The sequence below is a fragment of the Comamonas sp. 4034 genome, assembly GCF_050434545.1.
GTDB classification, from domain to species: Bacteria; Pseudomonadota; Gammaproteobacteria; order Burkholderiales; family Burkholderiaceae_C; genus Comamonas; species Comamonas odontotermitis.
In genome coordinates this window covers 119,482-142,229 of the sequence record NZ_JBNDIT010000014.1, presented here as the reverse complement: position 1 = coordinate 142,229, position 22,748 = coordinate 119,482, and the positions used below count along the sequence as shown (strand labels likewise).

Below are 22,748 nucleotides of genomic sequence, written 5' to 3'. Positions count from 1 at the left end.
TCACCGAGCTGGGCACGCCCCAAACGGTGGCCGTGGCATAACTACGTCTGGGGTTTGGGGAGACTCAGTCCCAAACCGATTTATGCAACAAGGCCGCTTGCAGTCCCAACGTCAGCAAAAGCATAACAATGACAAGAGCAGCTTCTGATCGCTTTTAATCAAAGGATTAGCAGCTCCCTATATTCAGCACTTCTGTGCTGACTTCGCATGTGCTTGTGCCATACCAGAAAGGTACCGCCAGGATGGACTCAGCACGAGAGCGACTGATTGAATTGGTGCACGAAATTGTCACCACATATGGAGATCCAGAACAAGCAGCGCAATTTGACGCGGCTCAGTGGCTGTAGGAATGGCTGAACAGGCCTCAGCCATCTTTGAACTTGGCAAAGCCCGTTGATCTCATGCTGACGGAAGAGGGTCTTGCTCAGGTCGAAACATTGCTCAAACGCATGGCTGTTGGTGCATTGGCTTGAGTTGCGGCCATGAGCGGCAGCTGCACTACCACTGGCGCCAGACCCAGATGCCTAATAGAACCCGATCATGAGTAAGCAGCGATATTCAGAAGAATTCAAGAGTGAAGCAATTAAACAGATCAACGAATACGGCCGTACTGTGGCTGATGTTTCGGATCATTTTGGGGTTAGCCAGCACAGTCTTTATCAGTGGCTCAAAGTACAAAGAGCGTTTCTCGAAAAAGATGAGTCGCAACTCTCACAGAGCGCAGAGCTGCGCTATCTGAAAAAAGAGCTCAAGCGGGTGACCGAGGAGCGCGACATTTTAAAAAAGGCCGCAACGTATTTTGCAAAACAAATTCAAATGAAATAAATATTTCTAATGAGCCGTCAGTTGGTTTTCATGGCTTTTTTTGCATTGCAGAGACTTCTGGGCTGTGGCCGGTTTCGATGACACCTTGTCAAGGCGGAAGATGAAGCCGGAGGTGGTTTATGGAGAGGAAGGACATTCAGTCGCAAGTTCAAACTCGAAGCAGTGAAGTTGGTGGCCGAGTGTGGCATGTCTGTGGCTCATGCGGCCAAGGGCCTGGAGGCTCACGAGAGCTTTGCCGCGCGATTTGGTTCTGGAGGCGCACGCTCGTGCTAACCCCCATTTGTAGAAGTGACTATTCTTCGTTTTACGCACTTTACTCATCTTGATTGATAGGCCTATTTTTCAAAATACCAATCAGTGCTTGACTTTATGGGGGGCTTGTAGTGCAAAAAACTGGGATGCCGTGGCTATATGAAGAAATATTTTTTGTCAATTGAGTGTTTACCCCAGGGGAAAAATACAACAATCGTCTTTCAGTATGGACCTCCTGTTTCTGAATATTGCAAAAACCTACACTTTGAGCTAGAAATCGAAGTAGGGAAGATGCATCTGCTCTGTCTTCACTTATGCGAAAAGAGGATATTATGCAGAAAATATATATTCGGATATTAATAGTTCCAATTCTCTTTTTTCTCAGTGTATTTACATCCGAAGCAAATGCACAAACTCCGTTTGTCTGTGATTCGACGACGTACCTTGAGCAGGGGCAGCCTGGCGATCCGACGACATTATATAAAATAAGTACAAACTCCAATCCATTTGTATTTAGTCCTATAGGTACATCCTCAGTTACTTATAATGCTGTTGGTTACAATCCTCTAGACAACTATCAATACGGTATACTTAATGCCAGTAACCGTTTGATCCGTATTGCGGCCGACGGAAGTACTGTCAATTTAGGAGCGGTCACGGGCTTGCCCTCTGCGACATATATTTCTGGTACTTTTAGCGACACTGGAGGGTTGCTGTACGTTAAAAACAATGTCGGAACCAGTACGGCAATGTATGTAGTTAATGTCAGCACAATGACGGCAAGCTTGCTGTCGCTCACCTTTCCAGCTGGCTTGACAAACTTAGCTATTGCAGACATGGCATGGGTGAATGGGTTATTGTATTCAGTTACTTCGGCTGGTCAACTTGTTTCTATTAATCCTACGACCGGCATAGTAACGGCTATTGGTGCTCCTAACGGGCTTCCGGCGGGTTTCATTGGTGCAATGTATGGGGCTCCTAATGGATTATTTGGCTCAGGTAATAATCCTCCTAGCGGGTTTTATCAATTCAATCTAACTACAGGTGCTGCAACGCTGATTAGCGGTGCGCCAGGCTCATCTTCAAATGATGGTTCAAATTGCGCCAGTCAGAACATTGTATTTGGTGCCGATTTATCAATTACCAAGACTGACAATCAAACCCAGTACATTGCAGGGTCTAATATCACCTACCAATTGCTTGTTAAAAATGCGGGTCCATTCGGGGCGCAGAGTGTTACTGTGGCTGATCCTCTTCCTTCAGGCATCACTAGTGCCACATGGACCTGTGGTGGCGCTACAGGTGGCGCTGTGTGTGGTGCCTCGAATGGTAGTGGAGCGTTGAATGATGCCAATGCATCACTACCCAATGGCAGCTCTCTTACATACACCATGACGCTGGCGGTGCCATCCGGTTTCACGGGCAATTTGACCAACGTTGCGACGGTTACGCCTGGCCCTGCAACAAGTAATATTGGCACTGCTTGTACGGCGGCAGGAAGTTCATTCAATGCTGCTACTGGGCGGTGCACAGCAAGTGATACAGATACAAGAACCCTGCCTATCATATCAATCACTAAAAGTACAAATATAGGCGGTGGAACGCTTGTCCCAAATGCAGCGGTTACCTATTTTGTAGATGTATCAAATACAGGTGTTGCATTAGCTGATGGTACCGCGATTAGCGATTCAATCCCAAGTGGTATTGCTAGCTTCAATTCATGGAGTTGTGCACCTACATCTGGGAGCGCAGTAATCTCTCCATCCGCTGGTAGTGGTGCTCTATCTACGACAATCTCTTCATTTCCTGTTGGGGCTGTGGTTCGCTGTACCATCAATGCAACTGTAGCTGCAAGTCCGCCAGCCACTGTAGTGAATTCTGCAACTGCATCTCCAAATAACGGTGGACTTTGTGCACCTGGCAATACGCCTTCACCATGCTCGGCGAGTGTGAGTAATCCCACTGCTCCGCAGCTTAATATTACAAAGACTGCTTCGCCAAATGGCACGTATTTGCCGGGCCAGCCATTGAACTACACGATTACTGTGACTAATGTGGGGGCAGTCACAGCGAGTGGGGTGGGCGTGACAGATACGGTGCCAACTCTGGTAACTGTCAGCGGTTGGAATTGTGTGGCTAGTGGGGGAGGGAATTGTGGATCTGTGGTGAGCGGAACTGGCAACGCCATTACTCTGAGTGGCGCCTCAATACCTGCAGGAGGCTCCATTACCATCGCAGTAAGCGGCACTGCCCAAATAAGCGCGACTGGCAATATCGTGAATACGGCGACGGTAGCTTGCGGTTATGCATCGTGTAATAAGAGTAGCACTGTAACCAATACAGATTCAGGCAAGCCACTGCTGAGCGTAGCGAAGCAGGCGACACCGACGGCATTCGCTGTGGGCGCGAGCGGAACCTATACGCTGCAGGTGAGCAACAGCAACGCGCCGGGTTCGAGCAGCACTACGGGGGTGATAACGGTTAGCGACCCATTGCCTGTAGGCATCACAATGACGGGCTTGCCAATGGGCACGGGCTGGGATTGCTCGGCCAGCACGGCCACGCAAGTGACATGTACGACGAGCGCGGTGCTCACACCGGGCGCCAGTGCACCGGTGATTAGCGTGCCTGTTGCGATCGCCCAGAGCGCTGCAAATCCGAGCGTGAACACAGCCACCGTCACTGGTGGTGGCGATGCTATCTGCACGGCTAGCGCCAATCCAGTGCCGGCGCAGTGCCAAGGCACGACCACCACTACGGTGAATGCACCTCAGTTGGATCTGGTCAAGACCTCGGGAGGAGCCTTTACTGTTGGTCAGATTGCGACTTACACCATTGTGGTGACCAATAATGGTCAGGCGGCAACGTCTGTTGCTGCTACCGTCTCGGACACCATCCCTACGGGCTTGGTGATCGGCACGCCGTTGCCTAATGGCTGCACGGCCAGCGGTCAGACAGTGAGCTGTACCATTCCTGCAGGGCTGGCGGTGGGCGCACAAGCCAGCTTCACGGTGTCGGTGACGCCGAACAGCAGTGTCAATGGACAGCAAGTGAGCAACACTGCCAGCGTGCAGGGTGGGGGCGATCCGACCTGCCCTGGCGCAGCACACTGCACTGGCACCACCACAAACACGGTGAGTGCACCACAACTTGGCTTGACAAAGACCTCTACGCCTAGCGCATTCGTGGTTGGACAGGTTGGAAGCTACACCCTCACAGTGCTCAACAGTGGAACTGCGCCAACCACTGGCAACACCGTGGTGAGCGACACCATTCCTGCGGGCTTGACAATTGGTACGCTGCCCAGCGGCTGCACGGCAACAGGCCAGCAGCTCAGCTGCACTATCGCTGCGGGCCTGGCTGTCAATGCCAGTGTTAACTTCACAATTCCAGTGACAGCCACGGCAGCTGTAGACGGGCAAACAGTGCAGAACGCAGCCACCGTCGCTGGTGGGGGCGATCCAGGCTGTACGGCTGCCACCAACCCACTGCCTGCGCGTTGTCAGGCGCAAGTGTCAGTGCCGGTGGAATCTCCTGCGTTGCACGTGACCAAGACCGCTAGCATTGCAAGCTTCTCAGTGGGGGTTGCGGCCAGCTACACCATCCAGGTGACCAACGTGGGCACAGCCGACACCTCGGGCAACTGGAGCGTGACGGACGTGGTGCCTGGCGGGTTGACTATCGGCACGCTGCCCAGCGGATGCACGGCCTCTGGTCAGCAGGTGACCTGCAGCTCCAGCGCGGTAATCGCCGCAGGCGATACCACGGGCGTGAGCTTCGTGATTCCTGTGACGCCAACTGCTGCGGCAGTGCCCAGTGTGACGAACACGGCCACGGTACAGGGCGGGGGTGACCCACATTGCCCGATGGCTAGCAATGCCAACTGCACCAGCACGATTACTACATCGGTAAATGCTCCGAGCCTGACGGTGACCAAGGCAGCCGCTCCAGGCACCTTCGTGGTAGGTCAGCAGGCGAGTTATACATTGACTGTGGGGAACAATGGTCAGGCCGCGACCATTGGTGTAGTTACTGTACTGGATACTCTGCCTGTTGGAATAACCCTGGTGGCTGATCCAACCAACAGCAATGGCTGGACCTGTACAGCCAGCGGCGCAACCGTCAGTTGCACTAGCAGCGCCGTGCTGAACCTGGCTGTAGGCGCTACCAGCCAGATTACCTTGGCGGTCAATGTGGCAGAAGCTGCAGCACCGAGTGCCGTCAACCACGCATCGGTGGGAGGAGGCGGAGACCCGTTTAATGGTGGCACGCCGCTTGCGCCAAATACTTGCACGGATACAGCAGCGGCGCCCAATCACTGCGTTGAGTTGACCACGCCGGTTACTCCGGTGGCGGACATGCAAGCTACCGCGCCGTCTACTGTTGCAACCACAGTGGGTGTGCCAGCATCGGTGACGACTACCTGCACGAACAACGGCCCCAATGTGGCAGTAAGCGCGACTTGCATAGTAACGGGTGTGCCGCCCGCTACTAATCCGGTCACAACTTGCACGCCCACATCCCCGGTAGCAAGTCTCGCGGTAAGCGCAACTATTAGCTGCACGACTACGTTCACGCCGATAGATACGACGCCAATCACAATCACTACAACGGCGGGCAGTGCTACTCAGGATCCTATCCCAGGAAATAATGCTGCCATTACAACAACCACGGCGGGCAATGCGGTAAACCTGTCGATTGCCAAGACAGCGACACCAAGCGGCACATACCAGCCAAATGGTGCGCTGAATTACCAGATCGTGGTAACCAATAATGGGCCGAGCCCGGCCGCGGGAGCTACCGTGAATGACATCGTGCCTAGCGCGGTGACAGTCACGGGATGGACCTGCGTGGCATCGGCCGGAGGCGTCTGCACCGCAAGCGGTGCTGGCAACACCATCATCGACACAGTCAGCATACCCGTCGGTGGCACGGTCACCTACACCATCAACGGCACTGTGACCAACAATGCGGCAGGCGATATCGTCAATACAGCGACAGCGACGCCGCCAGCAGGTAGCAGCTGCACGACGCCGCCTTGCCAAGCGTCTAGCACAACAACGAACACCAATACGGGCAGTCCACTGCTGAGCGTAGCGAAGCAGGCGACACCGACGGCATTCGCTGTGGGCGCGAGCGGAACCTATACGCTGCAGGTGAGCAACAGCAACGCGCCGGGTTCGAGCAGCACTACGGGGGTGATAACGGTTAGCGACCCATTGCCTGTAGGCATCACAATGACGGGCTTGCCAATGGGCACGGGCTGGGATTGCTCGGCCAGCACGGCCACGCAAGTGACATGTACGACGAGCGCGGTGCTCACACCGGGCGCCAGTGCACCGGTGATTAGCGTGCCTGTTGCGATCGCCCAGAGCGCTGCAAATCCGAGCGTGAACACAGCCACCGTCACTGGTGGTGGCGATGCTATCTGCACGGCTAGCGCCAATCCAGTGCCGGCGCAGTGCCAAGGCACGACCACCACTACGGTGAATGCACCTCAGTTGGATCTGGTCAAGACCTCGGGAGGAGCCTTTACTGTTGGTCAGATTGCGACTTACACCATTGTGGTGACCAATAATGGTCAGGCGGCAACGTCTGTTGCTGCTACCGTCTCGGACACCATCCCTACGGGCTTGGTGATCGGCACGCCGTTGCCTAATGGCTGCACGGCCAGCGGTCAGACAGTGAGCTGTACCATTCCTGCAGGGCTGGCGGTGGGCGCACAAGCCAGCTTCACGGTGTCGGTGACGCCGAACAGCAGTGTCAATGGACAGCAAGTGAGCAACACTGCCAGCGTGCAGGGTGGGGGCGATCCGACCTGCCCTGGCGCAGCACACTGCACTGGCACCACCACAAACACGGTGAGTGCACCACAACTTGGCTTGACAAAGACCTCTACGCCTAGCGCATTCGTGGTTGGACAGGTTGGAAGCTACACCCTCACAGTGCTCAACAGTGGAACTGCGCCAACCACTGGCAACACCGTGGTGAGCGACACCATTCCTGCGGGCTTGACAATTGGTACGCTGCCCAGCGGCTGCACGGCAACAGGCCAGCAGCTCAGCTGCACTATCGCTGCGGGCCTGGCTGTCAATGCCAGTGTTAACTTCACAATTCCAGTGACAGCCACGGCAGCTGTAGACGGGCAAACAGTGCAGAACGCAGCCACCGTCGCTGGTGGGGGCGATCCAGGCTGTACGGCTGCCACCAACCCACTGCCTGCGCGTTGTCAGGCGCAAGTGTCAGTGCCGGTGGAATCTCCTGCGTTGCACGTGACCAAGACCGCTAGCATTGCAAGCTTCTCAGTGGGGGTTGCGGCCAGCTACACCATCCAGGTGACCAACGTGGGCACAGCCGACACCTCGGGCAACTGGAGCGTGACGGACGTGGTGCCTGGCGGGTTGACTATCGGCACGCTGCCCAGCGGATGCACGGCCTCTGGTCAGCAGGTGACCTGCAGCTCCAGCGCGGTAATCGCCGCAGGCGATACCACGGGCGTGAGCTTCGTGATTCCTGTGACGCCAACTGCTGCGGCAGTGCCCAGTGTGACGAACACGGCCACGGTACAGGGCGGGGGTGACCCACATTGCCCGATGGCTAGCAATGCCAACTGCACCAGCACGATTACTACATCGGTAAATGCTCCGAGCCTGCAGTTGACGAAGACAAGCAATGGTCCCTGGGTGGTTGGTCAGAGTGGGGCTGCGTATACGCTAGCGGTCACAAATGCAAGCACGCAAACGGCGACCTCTGGCCAAATCACGGTGGTGGACAGCCTACCGATGGGCATCAGCGCAGTCGGTGGTACCTATGGCAACTGGACTTGCTCCGTGAGCGGCCAGAGTGTTACTTGCCAGAGTGCAATTGCTCTTCCTGCAAATGGCTCGGACAGCATTGTGTTGCCGGTGACAGTGGATGCCTCGGCAATCGTGAGCGGCACTGGTTCCAGCGTGACGAACAATGCCTCGGTTGGCGGCGGTGGTGATCCGTTCAATGGCGGGAACCCACCTGCGCCAGGTAGTTCCTGCACGGCGCTGGATGCGGCTACACCGGGACATTGCGCAACGAATATCACTACTGTGAACATTCCCGCAGCGATGGCGGTAAGCAAAGGCGTACCTACCATCACCGCTACGGCCACGCCAGGCCAATACACGGCATCCTACGTTGTCACAGTCACTAATGGTGGCGGTGTTCCTAGCACGTACACGTTGAGCGACACGCCGGGCTATCCGGCGGGAATTGTGCTCAATAGCTGGACGGTGACCGCCTCAAATGGTGGCGTAGTGAACACGCCTCTGGCGATGCCAGCAAATGGAGTTGCAACCCAGATTAGTGCTGCTAACGTTGCGATTGCTGCTGGAGGCTCGCATGCGTATAACGTGACAATCACGTTCACGACAAGCTCAAGTCTCAGCACATCGGAGCTCACCTGTACTGGTAACGCAGGAAGTGGCGCCTACAACACAGCGTCCATCAATGCTGGTACGAGTACGAGTGCCAACTGCGGCCCTTTGCCGGGTGCACCGAGCTTGAGCCTCGCTAAGACGAACAACGGTCCATGGCTGGTGGCGCAGGCAGGAGCCAAGTACACGCTGGTTGTGACTAATAGTGGAAATGCAGCCACGGCGGGCATAATCACTATCAGAGACGTTATGCCTGTGGGCATCACTACAGCCAGTGGCACTTATGGCAACTGGAGCTGTACAGCGGCAGGCCAAAGTCTGGATTGCACGAGTGCAGTGGCGATCAATCCTGGTGGGCAGTCGGCAATTGATCTTCCCGTGAATATTGCTTCGACAGCCATATCCAGTAGCGTGACGAACATGGCCGGCGTGGGAGGCGGAGGAGATCCGTTCAATGGAGGCAATCCGCCCGATCCACAAAACTGCAATGACGCGCAGCATTGTGCAATCTCTACCACGACCGTAACTACGAATGTCACTCCACAACCCAATTTGGTAGTGACCAAAACTAACAATGCGACTTCAGTTCCTTTTGGTGGAGTCACTACATATACGATCACAATCGTCAATTCTGGTCTGAGCAGCGCAACTGGTGTTAGTTGGACCGACACCGTTGTTAGCGGCCTTTCCGAAGTACTGATCGTTAGCAAAGCGGGTGACGATAAGGGCTCTGACCCAGGGACTTGCTCCGGTCTGACGTGTACCGGCATCACTGTGGCAGCTGGCGGCACTGTCTCCTATGTAGTTTCTGCAAAAGTCACTGGCAAGGTAGGGGAGCAAGTGGCCAATACAGCCTCAGTCATTGGCGGTCAATGTACAGCCCAGGCTTCAGGGGGATCTTGTGCATCTACGGACTCCGATGCAGTGGTTGGCGCAAATGTGAGTCCGGTGCCAGTGAATTCGCGCAGCCTATTGCTGATGATGGGGCTTTTGGTACTGTTCGCAGTTGCGCGGAACTTAAGCTTGAGCATTAAGCAGAAGGCCAGCCGCACTCGAAACTAAGCAAAGTAGATCAATTTTTCTATTTGAATAGAACGCCTCCCCGAATGCATGTAGCACGCGGGGAGGCATTTTCGTTTGTGGTTTGATTATTAGTGCGTGGCTTCAATGGTCAAACCTTGCTCGTGCGGATACTGGAGCAGTTCAATGAATGATGATGCGTACATTATTGCAAGTGTGCTATCTCCGCGTTCCGTCAACGTATTGAAGCGGTACGGGATCGAAACCATTGACCAAATCAAGGCAAGCTATCCAGAAGAATTGGTGTGCATAAAGGGGTTCGGGCTGCGCTCGCTCCGGGCGGTAGAGGCCGCTTTTTTTCCTGGAAAAGAATACAAACCTCGTTGGGGTGTTGTAGCACAGGACGGGAAGAAATCTGCGCTTAGCGAGGAGCTGGCTCAGTACCTCCGAGGGAGGCCCTTCTCCAACTATGATGGCCTCCGATAACAGGCACCTTATGCTTGCCGACTCCACAGGGACCAAATTCTTGGGCGAAGACGAGTGGAAAACAAAGAAGCACGGCGCCGAGCGGCGCCGTCAGTGGCGCAAGGCCTGTTCTCCGGACAATGCGGCTTGCGAAGGCTTCTTCGGTCGCCTCAAGAACGAACTGTTCTATCCTCGGGACTGGAAGAGCGTCACCATTGCGCATTTCATTCAGGTAGTCGACGACTACATTCGCTGGTACAACGAAAAGCGGATCAAGATATCCCTTGGCTCACTCAGCCCCATCGAATACCGGGTGAGCCTCGGACTTACGGCATAAAACCAGTCCAAGTTTTTACCGCACCCCCTGCTGATCAGATTTGCATCGGCACTAACACCTCATTTCAAGCACTTTGATCACCATGGCAAGCATGATCCAGTAAAACTACCATTTCGCACTTGCATTTATGGAAGTCCCTGTAATGCAACAAAGTCGATCAGGGGCAGTCCACATTCATACGCTGAAAGCTATCGTCATGGTGGTGTGATTGAAGTCCCCTCGATTTCCTGAGCCAGTCAGAAGTAGAGGTTGGGGAACAGTTTGACACGGTACTCGACAGGTGGGATTCGGCCGAGGGCTTTGTGAGGTCGATGGTGGTTGTAGCGGTACAGCCAGTCGGCCGTTATGTCCCGTACCTCCTGCAGGTTGTCGAAGACGTAGCAATCGAGTACCTCGGTACGGTAGGTCTTGTTGAATCGTTCGACATAGGCGTTCTGCGTGGGCTTTCCAGGCTGGGTATGGTTAAGGGCAATGCCCTTGGTCTGCGCCCATTTCGCTAATGCATCGGCGATGAACTCGGGCCCGTTGTCCAGGCGAATCGATACCGGCGCACCTCGCACTTCCACCAACTCGTTCAAAGCTCGGATGACACGCGCAGCAGGCAGGCTGGTATCGACCTCGATGCGCAGACCCTCACGATTGAACTCGTCGATGACGTTGAATGTCCTGAAGCGCCGTCCCGACCATAGTGCATCGGCCATGAAGTCGCAGCTCCACCCCTGGTCGGGCCGGCCTGCAGCCTGTAGCGGTTGTTTGATGCGCGCTGGCAGCCGTTTCTTACCTCGCCGCGGTAAATTCAGCCGCAGCTCGCAGTACACGCGCCAGAGCACGGTCTTTCCCCAAGGCTTGTCCTGGTGGCGGGCACTGTCGTACAGCAGCCCGAAGCCGTGGCGCGGGTTCAGTGCGATGTAGTTCTGGATGAAGGTGGTGACCCCGGAGTCGTCGCGTGCAACAGGCCGATAGCGCAGCGTGGAGCGGGCGATACCACTGGCCTGGCAGGCGCGGCGCTGGCTCATGCCGTGCTCGGCCACTAAGGCTTGAACGACCATCTCGCGACGCTCCGGGGTTAGAGCTTTCGCTCAACGACGTCCTTGAGCGCGTGGTGCATCAACGCCAAGTCAGCGTACATGCGTTTGAGTTTGGCGTTCTCGTCCTGCAACTGGCGCAGTTGGGCCAAGTGCGAGACCGTCATGCCCGAGAACTGGCTCTTCCACTTGTAGTAGGTTGGCTCGCTGATGCCGTGCTTTCTGCACGTCTCGTTGACCTTGGCACCGAGTTCGACCTCCTTGAGGATGCCGACTATCTGGGCTTCACTGAATCTAGATTTCTTCATGTAGAGACTCCATTGGGGGGATTCTCTACTTCTGGGTGGTTCAGGTTTTCAAGGGGGCTTCATGATCTCTGCAGCAACAATGAGCCTCAGAATAGAAAATTCCACTTTGCTCGAAAAACCACTTGACTACATATGATGCGCTTGTTGTGGGGAAACTCCAGCCCACTGTTCTGCAGCGCCGAGCGCACACGCTCGCGGGCTTCCTTCACTTCCAGGTCGGCCAGACCCACCAGCGTGAAGCTGGGCAGGCCATTGGCCAGATGCACTTCGACAGCAACGGTATGGGCGGTCAAACCCACCAGTGCACGGCTGTGCACCACGGCGAGACTCATGGGGATCATCCTTTGCACCAAATTGGTGCGATTTCCCGCCTCTGAGACGGACAGGGCTGCTTTGAGCATGGCGAAAGCCGTTATTTCGGGCAAGCGGCAGCCGCCAGGAGGTGCGGATGCGTCGCCCGGGCGATACAGGCGGCAGCCAACTGCCTGCCGGAAGGCGCCACACTTTCAAAAACCATAGCGCACGGCGCTTTCTGGATCAGCACAAGAGGGTGATGAACTTTGAAGCTGGCACGCTCTGTGCATTGCATCGGCCATACGAGATCACCAATAAGGAGTGTGGCAATGGCTGAAAGCAAGCGGGGTTGGGCGGTATGGATCGGGGCTGTGTGCGTGGTGCTGCCGATGGCAGCCAGTGCGCAGCTGACGGCCAATGTGGGTCTGACGACCAACTACAAGTTCCGTGGGCAGGATCAAAAGACATCGAGCGCCCGCTGGGTCAAGCCGGCGCTGCAGGGAGGGGTGGATTACACGTTCGGCGAATCCGGCTTCTACGTGGGCAACTGGAATTCGACCGTGCAATGGCTGGACGGCAACCGGGTGGAAATGGATTTCTACGGTGGCTACAAGTTCAAGGCGGCCGATGTGGATTGGGACGTGGGTCTGCTGACCTATGTGTACCCCGGCAATACCACCGGCAACACGACTGAACTGTATGGCGCGGGCACCTATGGTCCGGTGACGGTGAAATACTCGCACACCGTGTCGAAGGATTACTTTGGCTGGGCGGGCAACAAGATCGACGGATCGATGAAAGGCCGCAACACCGGCTACCTGAATGTGGCGTTTGCGCAGGAAGTGGCACCCAAGACGACGCTGAAGGTGTCTGTGGGCTACACCCGGTTTTCCAGTGATATCAAGGATCTTGGGGTGCCCAACTACCTGGATTACAGCGTGGGCGGCAGCTATGACCTGGGAGATGGCCTGTCGCTCAGCGCTGCCTGGGTGGGGGCCAACAAGACCGGTGATTTCGGGTTCGTGAACAAGGGCCGTGCGATTGTCAGCCTGGCCAAGACGTTTTGATGCTGCACCGCTGCAGCGCATGAGAAGGAGTAGCTATGAACATGAAACTGGTAGTGGCGGTGATCAAGCCCTTCAAACTCGATGAAGTGCGAGAGGCGCTGTCCGACATTGGGGTGCAAGGCATCACGGTCAGCGAAGTCAAGGGCTTTGGTCGCCAGAAAGGCCACACCGAGTTGTACCGCGGCGCCGAGTACGTGGTTGATTTCTTGCCCAAGGTCAAGCTGGAAATCGCGGTTGGCGAAGACCTGGTGGACCGGGTGATCGAAGCGATTGAAAACGCGGCGCGCACCGGCAAGATTGGCGACGGCAAGATTTTTGTGTCGCCGCTGGAGCAGGTGGTGCGCATCCGTACCGGCGAAACCGGAACGAATGCTCTCTAAAAGATAGCTAATCGCGCTTGATTGATAAGCGCTAGAGGCCAATTTATCTAAAAGGTGTGAATAACATGCGACGACTACTTTCTCTGGCAGGGGCAGCGGCAGCGGCGGTTGCCGCTGGCAGCGCCATGGCAGCCGATGCGGCGCCTGCACTCAACAGCGGCGATACGGCGTGGATGCTGACATCCACCATGCTGGTGATCCTGATGGTGATCCCGGGCCTGGCGCTGTTCTACGGCGGCCTGGTGCGCAGCAAGAACATGCTGTCGGTGCTGGCGCAGGTGTTCGTGATCTTTTCGCTGATCACGGTGCTGTGGGCGGTGTACGGCTACTCGCTCGCCTTTGCGGGAGAAGGCAACTTCTTCGGCGGCTTCGACAAGGCCTTCCTCGCGGGCATCAAGCCCGACACCTTGTCGGCGGCGCTGGCAACCATTCCTGAGTTCGTGTTCGTCTCGTTCCAGTCCACCTTCGCTGCCATCACCGTGGCGCTGATCGTGGGTGCATTTGCCGAGCGCATCAAGTTCTCTGCCGTTCTCCTGTTCTCGGTGCTGTGGTTCACCTTCAGCTACATCCCCATGGCGCACATGGTGTGGGGCGGTGGCCTGCTGGCCAAGGACGGCGCGCTCGACTTTGCGGGCGGCACCGTGGTGCACATCAACGCTGCCGTTGCTGGCCTGGTGGGTTCGTACATGGTGGGCAAGCGCATCGGCTTTGGCCGCGAAGCGCTGGCACCGCACAGCCTGACGCTGACCATGGTGGGCGCATCGCTGCTGTGGGTGGGCTGGTTTGGCTTCAATGCGGGCTCGGCGGGGGCTGCCAACGGCATTGCCGGTCTGGCGTTCATCAACACCATTTTGGCCACGGGCGCCGCAGCGATGGGCTGGATTGCCGCCGAAGCACTGCACAAGGGCAAGGCCTCGATGCTGGGCGCCGCATCGGGCGCAGTGGCCGGGCTGGTCTGCATCACGCCTGCTGCGGGTCTGGTGGGGCCCATGGGCTCGATCATCATGGGCGCCATCGCCGGGCCGCTGTGCCTGTGGGGCGTGTCGGGACTCAAGCGCATGCTCAAGGCCGACGACACCTGCGACGTGTTCGGCGTGCACGGCGTGGGCGGTATTCTGGGCGCGATCCTGACGGGGGTGTTCTGTGCATCCAGCCTGGGCGGTGTGGAGCCGGAAGGCTACAACATGGCCCACCAGGTGTGGGTGCAGGTCAAGAGCGTGCTGATGACCCTGGCGTGGTCTGGCGTGGTGGCAGCGGTGTCGTTTGCCGTCTGCAAGTACACCATCGGGCTGCGGGTGTCGGAAGAGGCCGAGCGCGAAGGCCTGGACATCAGCACGCACGGCGAGGTGGCCTACAGCCGCTGATCGTTCCTCATACTCCTTGGGAGGCCGGACGGGCGAAGAGCCCGGCCGGCCTTTTTTTACTTGCGCTGCTGGCGCTGCAGCTGTGCGGCACCGTGCCGAGGAAGGTGATTATTCCGTTGCGGTTGCAGGTTCGGGCCACAGGGCCAGGCCTCCTGCCAGACTGAAGGCCTGGTGGTGCCCCAGGCGCCGCAGCGCACGGGCGGCTTGGGCGCTGCGGTTGCCGCTCCGGCAGTAGAACACCACGGGCGTCTCGGCAGGCAGTGCCAGCCATTGGGGCAGTGCATTGAGCAGGCCGGACAGCGGCACCGCCTGGACGCGGTCGTCTCCTTCCAGCCCGGGTGCGCTGCCCAGCTGCTGCTCATAGGGTTCGCGCACATCGACCAGCAGCGGCGGGGTGCCTGCCTGCCGCAATGCCTGGGCCTGCTCCATGGGCAGCTCGACATGCATCGACTGCGTACAGGCATCCACGCGGGCGCCGCAGGCCATGGTCTGGTACGCGGTAGGTGCCAGGTCGCGCTCCAGCGCCTCCTTGGCGGCGGCAAAGGCCGCTGCATCCAACTGGCCCTGCAACACGCCAGCCAGTAGCGGCTGGGCCGTGCATTCCACGCCCAGCGTGCAGGCAAAACGGTCTTCGTAGTCGTGCCCCGGCAGCAGCAGCGTGTGCGGACCAACGGCCTGCTCCAGCGTGCGCAGCGAACTGGCGTAGGCGAGCGGCTCGCTCTGGGCAAAGTCGCTGCGGCCCAAGGCGCCGGGCATCACGGTGTCGCCCACGAAGGCAAGGCGCAGCGTATCGCCCTCGTGCAGCAGGTATGCAGTGGAATCGGCTGTGTGGCCCGGCAGCGCCAGGCGCGTGAGGCGATGAGCGCCCAGCGCGATCTGCGCAGCGCCCTCAGGCCAGCCCAGCGCATCTGTGGCGCCTTCTGCCTGCAACTGGTGTGGCAGGGCTGCGCGCAGCTCGGGTGCGGAGGATTGGTGGTCGCCGTGGCTGTGGGTGTCGACAACCGCAGCGACCGTGAATTCCCGGCAGCGCACCCATTGCGCGAGGCGGTCCACCAGCTCGGGCAGCGGATCGATCACCACGCAGCGCTGGCTGGCGGCGTCGGCCACCAGATAGCAGCAGGCGCCGTCAACGACAAAGCGGGTCAGCAATGGAACAGCGCCATGTTCGGTAGCCTGTGGCGCTTCCACCAGGCAATTGGTGCGCAATGCGGCGCCACAGGCGCGGATGCGGGCGCAGGCTTCGTCGATCATCGCGGTGGAGTCTGCTGCGCCGAAGGACATGCGCACGGCAGCGGCCGTCTGCCATGCGGGCAGGCCCATGGCTTCGAGCACATAGCTGGGCTGCGCCTTGGATGCGCTGCAGGCCGAACCTCCGCTCACGCGCAGGCCTGCGGCGTCAAACAGATCGAGCAGCAGCTTGGAGCTGAGCCCGGGCACCGCAAAATTCAGCGTGGTGGGCAGGCTCAGCGCGGGCGGTGCGTTGAACACCAGGCCGGCAAACGCCTCGTTCAAGGCTGAAGCCAGCCGGCTGCGGTGATCGGCCAGTGTGGCGGCATCGGCAAAGGTGGCGCCATCCTGCAGCGCCTGCAGCACTGCACCCAGCGCCGCGATGCCGGCCATGTTCTCGGTGCCTGCGCGCAGTGCGCCTTCCTGGCCGCCACCGGCCAGCAGCGGGGTAAATGGCGCGCCTTCACGCACATAGAGCATGCCCACGCCCTTGGGCGCATAGAGTTTGTGGCCGGAGAAGGGCGCGTAGTCGATGCCGCGCTCCAGGGGCTTGAGCGCCAGCTTACCCAGGGCCTGCACACCATCCACCAGCCACAGCGCGGGGCTGCCCTGCAGTGCGCCTGCTATGGCGTCCAGGTCGCTCACAACACCTGTCTCGTTGTTGGCTGCCATGGTGCAGACCAGGCCTGCAGTGGGCGCTTGCGCGCGCAGCCAGTCCAGGTCATGGCGTCCATCCGTACCCACCGGAATGGCCTGGATCGGTAGATGCAGGCCCAGCACCGCGTTCCAGTGCTTGAGTGCCTCGGGTACGGCCTTGTGTTCGGTGGCACCGTACAGCAATTGCAGCGTGGTCGTGTCGCCAGCATCCTTGCGCTGGCGCAGTGCGGTCAGCGCTGACAGCACGGCGGTCTGAATGCCCTCGGTCGCGCCGCTGGTGAACAGCAACTGTCCGGTGGGCACACCCAGCACGCGGCGCGCGGCAGCGCGCACTTCGTCCAGCAGTGCGCGGGCCTTGAGTCCGCTGCCGTGAATGCTGCTGGGGTTGCCGTAGGCATCGCCCATCACGGCCATGGCGGCGGCGCGGGCTTGCGGGAGCACGGGGGTGGTGGCGTTGGCGTCGAGGTAGATTTCCATACGCAAATTGTCGGGCCCAGCCCAGGGCATACGTATGCGAATTCAGCTGTTTGTGGCACTATATTTGGAAGTAAATTCCAATAATCATGCAAAAGATAAAACTGGATTCCATTGATCGCAAGCTGCTGGAGTTGCTGCAGGCTGACGCCGAGATTCAGGTCGCCGATCTCGCTGCCCAGGTGGGCCTGTCGGCCACGCCATGCTGGCGCCGTGTTCAGCGGCTCAAGGAGGCCGGTGTCATCAAGCGCCAGGTGGTGCTGGTGGACCGCGAAAAGGTGAACGTGGGCGTCACCGTTTTCGTTGCGGTGCGCACCAGCACGCACAGCCAGGAATGGTTCGAGCGCTTTCGGGGCGCGGTGCAGGCCATTCCCGAGGTGGTGGAGTTCTACCGCATGAGCGGCGATGTGGATTACCTGCTGCGCGTGGTGGTACCCGACATTGCCGCCTATGACAAGGTCTACAAGCGGCTGATTGCCGACACCCAGCTGTTCGATGTGTCGTCCAGCTTTGCGATGGAGGAGCTGAAGTTCACCACCGCGCTGCCGCTGTCCTATATTCCCTGAACAGGTGCGGTGGCACAGAAAATGCAAGGCAGGCCCATGTTTCAAGTTTTTTCCGAAGGAACGCCATGATCTGGCATACCGTGATCAGCCAGCCGTTTGCGTTGGGAGAATCTCCTTTCTGGCAGGCCAGTGGGGGTGTGCTGTATGGGGTGGACGTGGCGGGCAGAAAGCTGTGGCGTACCATGCCCGGATCGGGCTACCTTGACCGCTGGGACATGCCCGCCGAGCCCGGCTGCATTGCCCCGGCGCGCAGCGGTGGCGTGCTCGATGGCTGGATCGTGGTGCTGCGCGACCGCATCTGCCGCGCCACCGACTGGGGTGGCACCCTGCACGACATCGCCCGCCTGCCGATCGACCAGGCTACCGAGCGCGGCAATGATGGCCGCTGCGATGCGCAAGGCCGCCTGTGGGTGGGCACCATCCACGAGCCAGCCAGCGGCCCGCGCCAACCGGTGGGGGCGCTGTACTGTGTGGATGCCAGTGGAGGCACCACAACGGTGCGCAAGGTGCTGGGTGGTGTGGCCAACGCCAATGGCCTGGCATGGTCGCCCGACCGGCGCACCATGTACTGGGCCGATACGCCCACGCACACCGTCAGGCGCTACGCCTGCGACGTGAACGGCAACCCGCAAGGAGAAGGGGAGGTATTCATCCAGTTCGACGGCAAACCCGAAGGCTGGACGCCAGGCGAGCCCGGCTACGGCGGGCGGCCCGATGGCGCTGCAGTGGATGTGGAAGGCAATTACTGGTGCGCCATGTACGAAGGCGGGCGTGTGCTGCAGATATCGCCGCGCGGCGACATTCTGGCCAGCCACACCACGCCCATGCTCTGCCCCACCATGCCCTGCTTTGGCGGCAGTGACGGCCGCACGCTCTACCTGACATCGGCGCGCCATGGCCGCAGCCCGCAGGAGCTGGCCCAGCTACCGCTGTCGGGCTGCGTGTTTGCCATGCGCGTGGGCGTGGCCGGGTTGCCTGCACAGCCTTGGCGCGAGCTGGAGCACGGCTTTTAGACCCATTTCCGCCGCAACGCTTTCTTGAGCGGGCGACAGCCCTTGCAACTGCGGCTACCATCGGGCCATGGACCAAGCTGTGGCTGCCTCTCATCACCCCACCGTGCTCGACTGGCAGGAGCGCGTTCGATCTGCCCATGCCCACAAGGCGCCGCTGCGCATCCGTGGCGGCGGCAGCAAGGATTTTTACGGCGTTCGCCTGGGTGGCGAGCTGCTGGATACGCGCAGCTATGGCGGCATCGTCAGCTACGAGCCGAGCGAGCTGGTCGTCACCGTGCGCAGCGGCACGCCGCTGGCCGAGCTGGAACAGGTGCTGGCCGAGCGTGGCCAATGCCTCGCATTCGAGCCCCCGCACCTGGGCGCCGGTGTCTCGCAGGCCACGGTGGGCGGCATGGTGGCGGCAGGCCTGTCGGGGCCCGCGCGTGTGTCGGCCGGTGCCGTGCGCGATTACATCCTCGGCCTGTCCATGATCAATGGTGTGGGCGAGCACCTCACCTTTGGCGGCCAGGTGATGAAGAACGTGGCGGGCTACGATGTATCGCGCCTCATGGCAGGCGCCTGGGGTACGCTGGGCCTGCTCACCGACATCAGCATCAAGGTGCTGCCCATGCAGCGGGCCCAGGCCACCTTGTATTACGAATGCAGCCAGCAGCAGGCCATCGACATGCTGGCGGGCTGGCGCGCGCAGCCGCTGCCCATCAACGCCAGCCTGTGGCAGTCGGGTGGCAGCAGCGACAGCGGTCACCTGCTGGTGCGCCTGCGCGGTGCCATGGCTGCCGTCGAGGCGGCGCTCAGCCACATGGGCGGCACCATGCTTGACCACGCCCAGGCCGATGGCGCGTGGCTGGCCTGCCGCGAGCAGCAACTGCCCTGGTTCACGCAGATGGAAGCCGACCACGCGCTGTGGCGGTTGTCGGTGCCGGCCACCACGCCGGCGCTGCCTTGTACCGAACAGGCCATTCAACCACTGATGGAGTGGGGAGGTGCGCTGCGCTGGGTGCAGGCGCCCATGCAGCATGCCGCTGCCTTGCACGCCATGGCCGCCAGTGTGGGCGGCAGCGCGGTGTGCTTTCGGCCCGGCGAGGCCGTGCGCTGGGCGTCGTCCGACGATTTTGGCTATACGCCCGCGTCTCCGGCCCTGCGCCAGGTGCAGCAGCGGCTCAAGCAGGCGTTTGACCCGAACGGCATCTTCAACCCCGGCCGCCTGGGCGACTGGGCCATCAGCTGAATCCGCTAATCCAGGTACCCCTGCACCATGCAAACCCAATTAGCTCCCGAGTTCAAGAACACCCCCGAAGGCCAGGAGGCCGAAGCCATCCTGCGCAAGTGCGTGCACTGCGGCTTCTGCACCGCCACCTGCCCCACCTACCAATTGCTGGGCGACGAGCTGGACGGTCCGCGTGGCCGCATCTACCTGATCAAGCAGGTGCTCGAAGGCCAGGAGCCCACCCGCAAGACGCAGGAGCACCTGGACAGGTGCCTGACCTGCCGCAACTGCGAATCCACCTGCCCCAGCGGCGTGCAATACGGGAAGCTGCTGGACATCGGGCGCCACATCGTCGATGAGAAGGTGGAGCGGCCGCTGGGCGAGCGCGCCGCCCGCTGGGCGCTGCGCACAGGCATGACATCGAAGGCCTTTGGCGCGGCAGTGGCGCTGGGCCGCATCGCCAGGCCCCTGCTGCCTGGCGGCTTGAAGGACAAGCTGCCCAAGGCACCGAGCGCGGGCCGTTGGCCGTCGCGCGAGCATGACCGCAAGGTGATGATGCTGGCCGGCTGTGTGCAGCCTGCCATGTTGCCCAACATCAATGCCGCCACCGCGCGCGTGCTCGATGCCGTGGGCATCCAGACGCTGGTGACGCCCGCTGCCAAATGCTGCGGCGCCGTGCAGCAACACCTGAGCGACCCGCAGGGCGCGCTGGAGCAGGCGCGCGCCAATATCGACGCCTGGTGGCCCTGGGTGGCCAAACAGCAGATCGAAGCCATCATCAGCACGGCCTCGGGCTGCGGTGTCATGGTCAAGGACTACGGCCATCTGCTGCGGCATGACAAGGAATACGCCGAGCGCGCCGTCACCATCAGCGCGCTGGCGCGCGATTTGAGCGAGCTGCTGCCCGCCATGCTGCCGGAGCTGGAGCAGCGCCTGCAAGGCAGGCTGCAGGTGCCCGATGCACCGCTGGCCTACCACCCGCCCTGCACCCTGCAGCATGGCCAGAAGCTGCGCGGTGGTGTTGAATCCAGCCTGCGGGCTCTGGGATTCGATATTCGCGTCTCGCGCGTCGAGTCGCACCTGTGCTGTGGCTCGGCGGGCACCTACTCGCTGCTGCAGCCCGAAATTTCGCACCAGCTGCGCGATCGCAAGATCAATACCCTGAACGAGGCCTGCAGCCAGGAAACACCGCCTGCCGCCATTCTGTCGGCCAACATCGGCTGCATCACCCACCTGCAGGCGGGCACCGAGGTGCCGGTGCGCCACTGGATCGAGGTGATCGACGATGCGCTGCAGGCGGCGCAGACCGCTCGCTAAACAGTAACCGTACCTGCGGTCGCCGCCTCAGGGCTTGGCCCTTGCGGAGGGGTCGCAAATACAGGTTGCGCTACTGCCGGTCAACGGCCAGGGCCATGCCGTCCTTGCGCGGGTCGGAGGCGCCGCAAAGCCGCCCATCCGGCAGACGGACGATGCACTGCGCGCCGCCAAAATCGCTGCGCCCGCCCAGCTCACCCTCGCTGCCCGGCTCGCGGTAGCCTGCTGCGCGCAGGGCGGCGGTGACTGCTTCTGGCGTGCCGGCCTCCACGGCCAATACCCGCTGCCCCTCCAGTCGCCAGCGTGGCCGGTTCAGTGCAGCCTGCGGGGCTTCGCCACCCGCCAGCATGCGGGCGAGCAACTGCACCTGGCCTTGTGGCTGCATGGCGCCGCCCACCACGCCGATGACGGCGAGGAACTGGCCGTTACGGGTCACCGCGCCCGGCACCACTGTGTGGTAGGGGCGTTTGCCCGGCGCAGGCCCATTGATGTGGCCGGGCTGTGCAAAGCCATGGCCCCGGTTTTGCAGCACAAAGCCACCTTCTGCCACGGCAAGGCCGGATCCAAAGCGTTTGAAGATGCTGCTCATCAAGGTGATGGCAAAGCCGTCGCCATCGACCACGGTGGTACAGACGGTGTTGCCCGCCGGGTCGGCCACGGTCTGCTTGGCATATTCCATGGCCGCTTCCATGGCCTGCACCATGCGCACGGCGTCTTCGGGCTGGTCGGCCTGTGGTGGCTGGCTCTCCAGGGCCTGCAGGGCATGGAGCACGGCCACGCCATGGGTGTTGGGCGGGCATTCATGCACCCGGGCGCCGCAGAAATCGGCGCTGACTGGGGTGCAGAAGTGGCCATGGTGCGCCGCAAAATCGGCAGCAGCCAGCACGCCGCCGTGGCGCTGCATGGTGCGCTCGGCAGCCTGGGGAATGCGGCCCTGGTAGAAGGCGCTGGGCCCCTGGGCGGCAATTTCGCCCAGCAACTGCGCCAGTGCGGGGTTCTCAAAACGCTCACCGGCCTTCGGAGGGTGTTGCGCGCGGTAGAGTGCGGCGCTGGCGGGGTCGCTGGCGATCACCTGCTGAAACAGGGTCCACTCGCGTGCAGCCACGGGCGCCACCGCAAAGCCATGGCGCGCAGCATCCACGGCTGCATCGAACAGGCTGGCCCAGGGACGCTTGCCATAGCGTTGGTGCAGATCCCACCAGCCCTGCACGGCGCCGGGCGTGGTGACGGAGAGCGGATGGCGCTCGGGAATCTTCTGGCCGGGCAAGGCCTCGACCATGGCTGCAGTCAGGCCGAGCGGCGCGCGGCCCGTGCCGTTGTAGCTGATGGGCGTCTGCCATGGGGGCACCAGCATGGCAAGCAGGTCGCCGCCCACGCCGGTGGCCATGGGCTCGACCACGCCAAGCACCGCATCGGCGGCAATGGCGGCATCCACTGCCGAGCCGCCCGCCAGCAACTGGGCCTGCGCGGCCTGGGCGGCGAGCGGGTGGCCGGTCGCCACCATGGCGCCGCTGCCCACCACACCCAGCAATGATTCGCCAGCCATC

At 60.3% G+C, this 22,748-nt stretch carries 14 protein-coding genes and 2 pseudogenes; 12 read left to right on the top strand and 4 right to left on the bottom strand.

Translation table 11 applies throughout. The features are described 5' to 3' along the window. Positions 1-353 precede the first annotated feature (353 nt). The 5 genes and pseudogenes from ABIE32_RS15700 to ABIE32_RS15680 all read left to right on the top strand — a co-directional run. Positions 354-473, top strand: a complete 120-nt coding sequence (locus ABIE32_RS15700; RefSeq protein WP_429017525.1) for an MbcA/ParS/Xre antitoxin family protein — start codon at positions 354-356, stop codon at positions 471-473. A 67-nt stretch (positions 474-540) separates the two neighbouring features. Further along, positions 541-825 (top strand): transposase, encoded by a 285-nt coding sequence (locus ABIE32_RS15695; protein WP_429017517.1) that lies wholly within the window; start codon positions 541-543, stop codon positions 823-825. A gap of 584 nt (positions 826-1,409) precedes the next feature. Beyond that, positions 1,410-9,545 (top strand): DUF6923 family protein, encoded by an 8,136-nt coding sequence (locus ABIE32_RS15690; RefSeq protein ID WP_429017515.1) that lies wholly within the window; start codon positions 1,410-1,412, stop codon positions 9,543-9,545. A 105-nt stretch (positions 9,546-9,650) separates the two neighbouring features. Beyond that, on the top strand, positions 9,651-9,989 hold the full coding sequence (locus ABIE32_RS15685; protein ID WP_429017524.1) for a DNA-directed RNA polymerase subunit alpha C-terminal domain-containing protein: 339 nt from the start codon (positions 9,651-9,653) through the stop codon (positions 9,987-9,989). 85 nt (positions 9,990-10,074) lie between these two features. Further along, positions 10,075-10,305: pseudogene (locus tag ABIE32_RS15680) on the top strand (IS3 family transposase); the annotation flags it as partial. A gap of 236 nt (positions 10,306-10,541) precedes the next feature. Here the strand turns inward: ABIE32_RS15680 and ABIE32_RS15675 are convergent. Further along, a protein-coding gene (locus ABIE32_RS15675; RefSeq protein WP_429017514.1) for an IS3 family transposase occupies positions 10,542-11,638 on the bottom strand; the annotation gives its coding sequence in 2 pieces (ribosomal slippage) (positions 10,542-11,386 and positions 11,386-11,638; 1,098 coding nt in all). 134 nt (positions 11,639-11,772) lie between these two features. Continuing rightward, positions 11,773-11,970 (bottom strand): annotated as a pseudogene (locus ABIE32_RS15670) (magnesium chelatase domain-containing protein); the annotation flags it as partial. Positions 11,971-12,261: 291 nt separating this feature from the next. Between ABIE32_RS15670 and ABIE32_RS15665 the strand changes: the two are divergent. From ABIE32_RS15665 to ABIE32_RS15655, 3 genes are all read left to right on the top strand, one after another. Beyond that, positions 12,262-12,999, top strand: coding sequence for a TorF family putative porin (locus tag ABIE32_RS15665; protein ID WP_224150982.1), 738 nt, complete (start codon positions 12,262-12,264; stop codon positions 12,997-12,999). Positions 13,000-13,040: 41 nt separating this feature from the next. Further along, complete coding sequence (locus ABIE32_RS15660; RefSeq protein WP_184705250.1) at positions 13,041-13,379, top strand: P-II family nitrogen regulator; 339 nt, start codon at positions 13,041-13,043, stop codon at positions 13,377-13,379. Between the two features lie 65 nt (positions 13,380-13,444). Then, positions 13,445-14,743 carry an ammonium transporter gene (locus ABIE32_RS15655; protein WP_377779967.1) on the top strand — a complete coding sequence of 433 codons (1,299 nt, stop codon included), beginning with the start codon at positions 13,445-13,447 and terminating at the stop codon, positions 14,741-14,743. 108 nt (positions 14,744-14,851) lie between these two features. Here the strand turns inward: ABIE32_RS15655 and ABIE32_RS15650 are convergent, their stop codons facing one another. Then, the gene (locus ABIE32_RS15650; protein WP_429017511.1) at positions 14,852-17,104 is read right to left on the bottom strand and encodes an aminotransferase class V-fold PLP-dependent enzyme; all 2,253 of its coding nucleotides are present in this window, start codon (positions 17,102-17,104) and stop codon (positions 14,852-14,854) included. 86 nt (positions 17,105-17,190) lie between these two features. Here ABIE32_RS15650 and ABIE32_RS15645 point away from each other — a divergent pair, with 86 nt between their 5' ends. From ABIE32_RS15645 to glcF, 4 genes are all read left to right on the top strand, one after another. After that, positions 17,191-17,667 carry an Lrp/AsnC family transcriptional regulator gene (locus ABIE32_RS15645; protein ID WP_224150984.1) on the top strand — a complete coding sequence of 159 codons (477 nt, stop codon included), beginning with the start codon at positions 17,191-17,193 and terminating at the stop codon, positions 17,665-17,667. A gap of 65 nt (positions 17,668-17,732) precedes the next feature. Next, entirely contained in the window at positions 17,733-18,680 is a 948-nt protein-coding gene (locus ABIE32_RS15640) for an SMP-30/gluconolactonase/LRE family protein (RefSeq protein WP_224150985.1), read from the top strand. A 67-nt stretch (positions 18,681-18,747) separates the two neighbouring features. Further along, positions 18,748-19,908: a glycolate oxidase subunit GlcE gene (glcE, locus tag ABIE32_RS15635; RefSeq protein WP_429017509.1), complete on the top strand. Its 1,161-nt coding sequence runs from the start codon at positions 18,748-18,750 to the stop codon at positions 19,906-19,908. A gap of 27 nt (positions 19,909-19,935) precedes the next feature. Then, the gene (gene glcF / locus ABIE32_RS15630; RefSeq protein WP_224150987.1) at positions 19,936-21,204 is read left to right on the top strand and encodes a glycolate oxidase subunit GlcF; all 1,269 of its coding nucleotides are present in this window, start codon (positions 19,936-19,938) and stop codon (positions 21,202-21,204) included. Positions 21,205-21,274: 70 nt separating this feature from the next. Here the strand turns inward: glcF and ABIE32_RS15625 are convergent, their stop codons facing one another. Continuing rightward, entirely contained in the window at positions 21,275-22,747 is a 1,473-nt protein-coding gene (locus ABIE32_RS15625) for a gamma-glutamyltransferase family protein (RefSeq protein ID WP_429017508.1), read from the bottom strand. Position 22,748: the final 1 nt, after the last annotated feature.

Bases quoted from the DNA above. Each gene is read 5' to 3' on its own strand.
- ABIE32_RS15695 (WP_429017517.1), top strand. From the start codon at position 541: ATGAGTAAGCAGCGATATTCAGAAGAATTCAAGAGTGAAGCAATTAAA.
- glcF (WP_224150987.1), top strand. From the start codon at position 19,936: ATGCAAACCCAATTAGCTCCCGAGTTCAAGAACACCCCCGAAGGCCAG.
- ABIE32_RS15665 (WP_224150982.1), top strand. From the start codon at position 12,262: ATGGCTGAAAGCAAGCGGGGTTGGGCGGTATGGATCGGGGCTGTGTGC.
- ABIE32_RS15625 (WP_429017508.1), bottom strand. From the start codon at position 22,747: ATGGCTGGCGAATCATTGCTGGGTGTGGTGGGCAGCGGCGCCATGGTG.
- ABIE32_RS15645 (WP_224150984.1), top strand. From the start codon at position 17,191: ATGCAAAAGATAAAACTGGATTCCATTGATCGCAAGCTGCTGGAGTTG.
- ABIE32_RS15690 (WP_429017515.1), top strand. From the start codon at position 1,410: ATGCAGAAAATATATATTCGGATATTAATAGTTCCAATTCTCTTTTTT.
- ABIE32_RS15650 (WP_429017511.1), bottom strand. From the start codon at position 17,104: ATGGAAATCTACCTCGACGCCAACGCCACCACCCCCGTGCTCCCGCAA.
- glcE (WP_429017509.1), top strand. From the start codon at position 18,748: ATGGACCAAGCTGTGGCTGCCTCTCATCACCCCACCGTGCTCGACTGG.
- ABIE32_RS15685 (WP_429017524.1), top strand. From the start codon at position 9,651: ATGGTCAAACCTTGCTCGTGCGGATACTGGAGCAGTTCAATGAATGAT.
- ABIE32_RS15660 (WP_184705250.1), top strand. From the start codon at position 13,041: ATGAAACTGGTAGTGGCGGTGATCAAGCCCTTCAAACTCGATGAAGTG.
- ABIE32_RS15640 (WP_224150985.1), top strand. From the start codon at position 17,733: ATGATCTGGCATACCGTGATCAGCCAGCCGTTTGCGTTGGGAGAATCT.
- ABIE32_RS15655 (WP_377779967.1), top strand. From the start codon at position 13,445: ATGCGACGACTACTTTCTCTGGCAGGGGCAGCGGCAGCGGCGGTTGCC.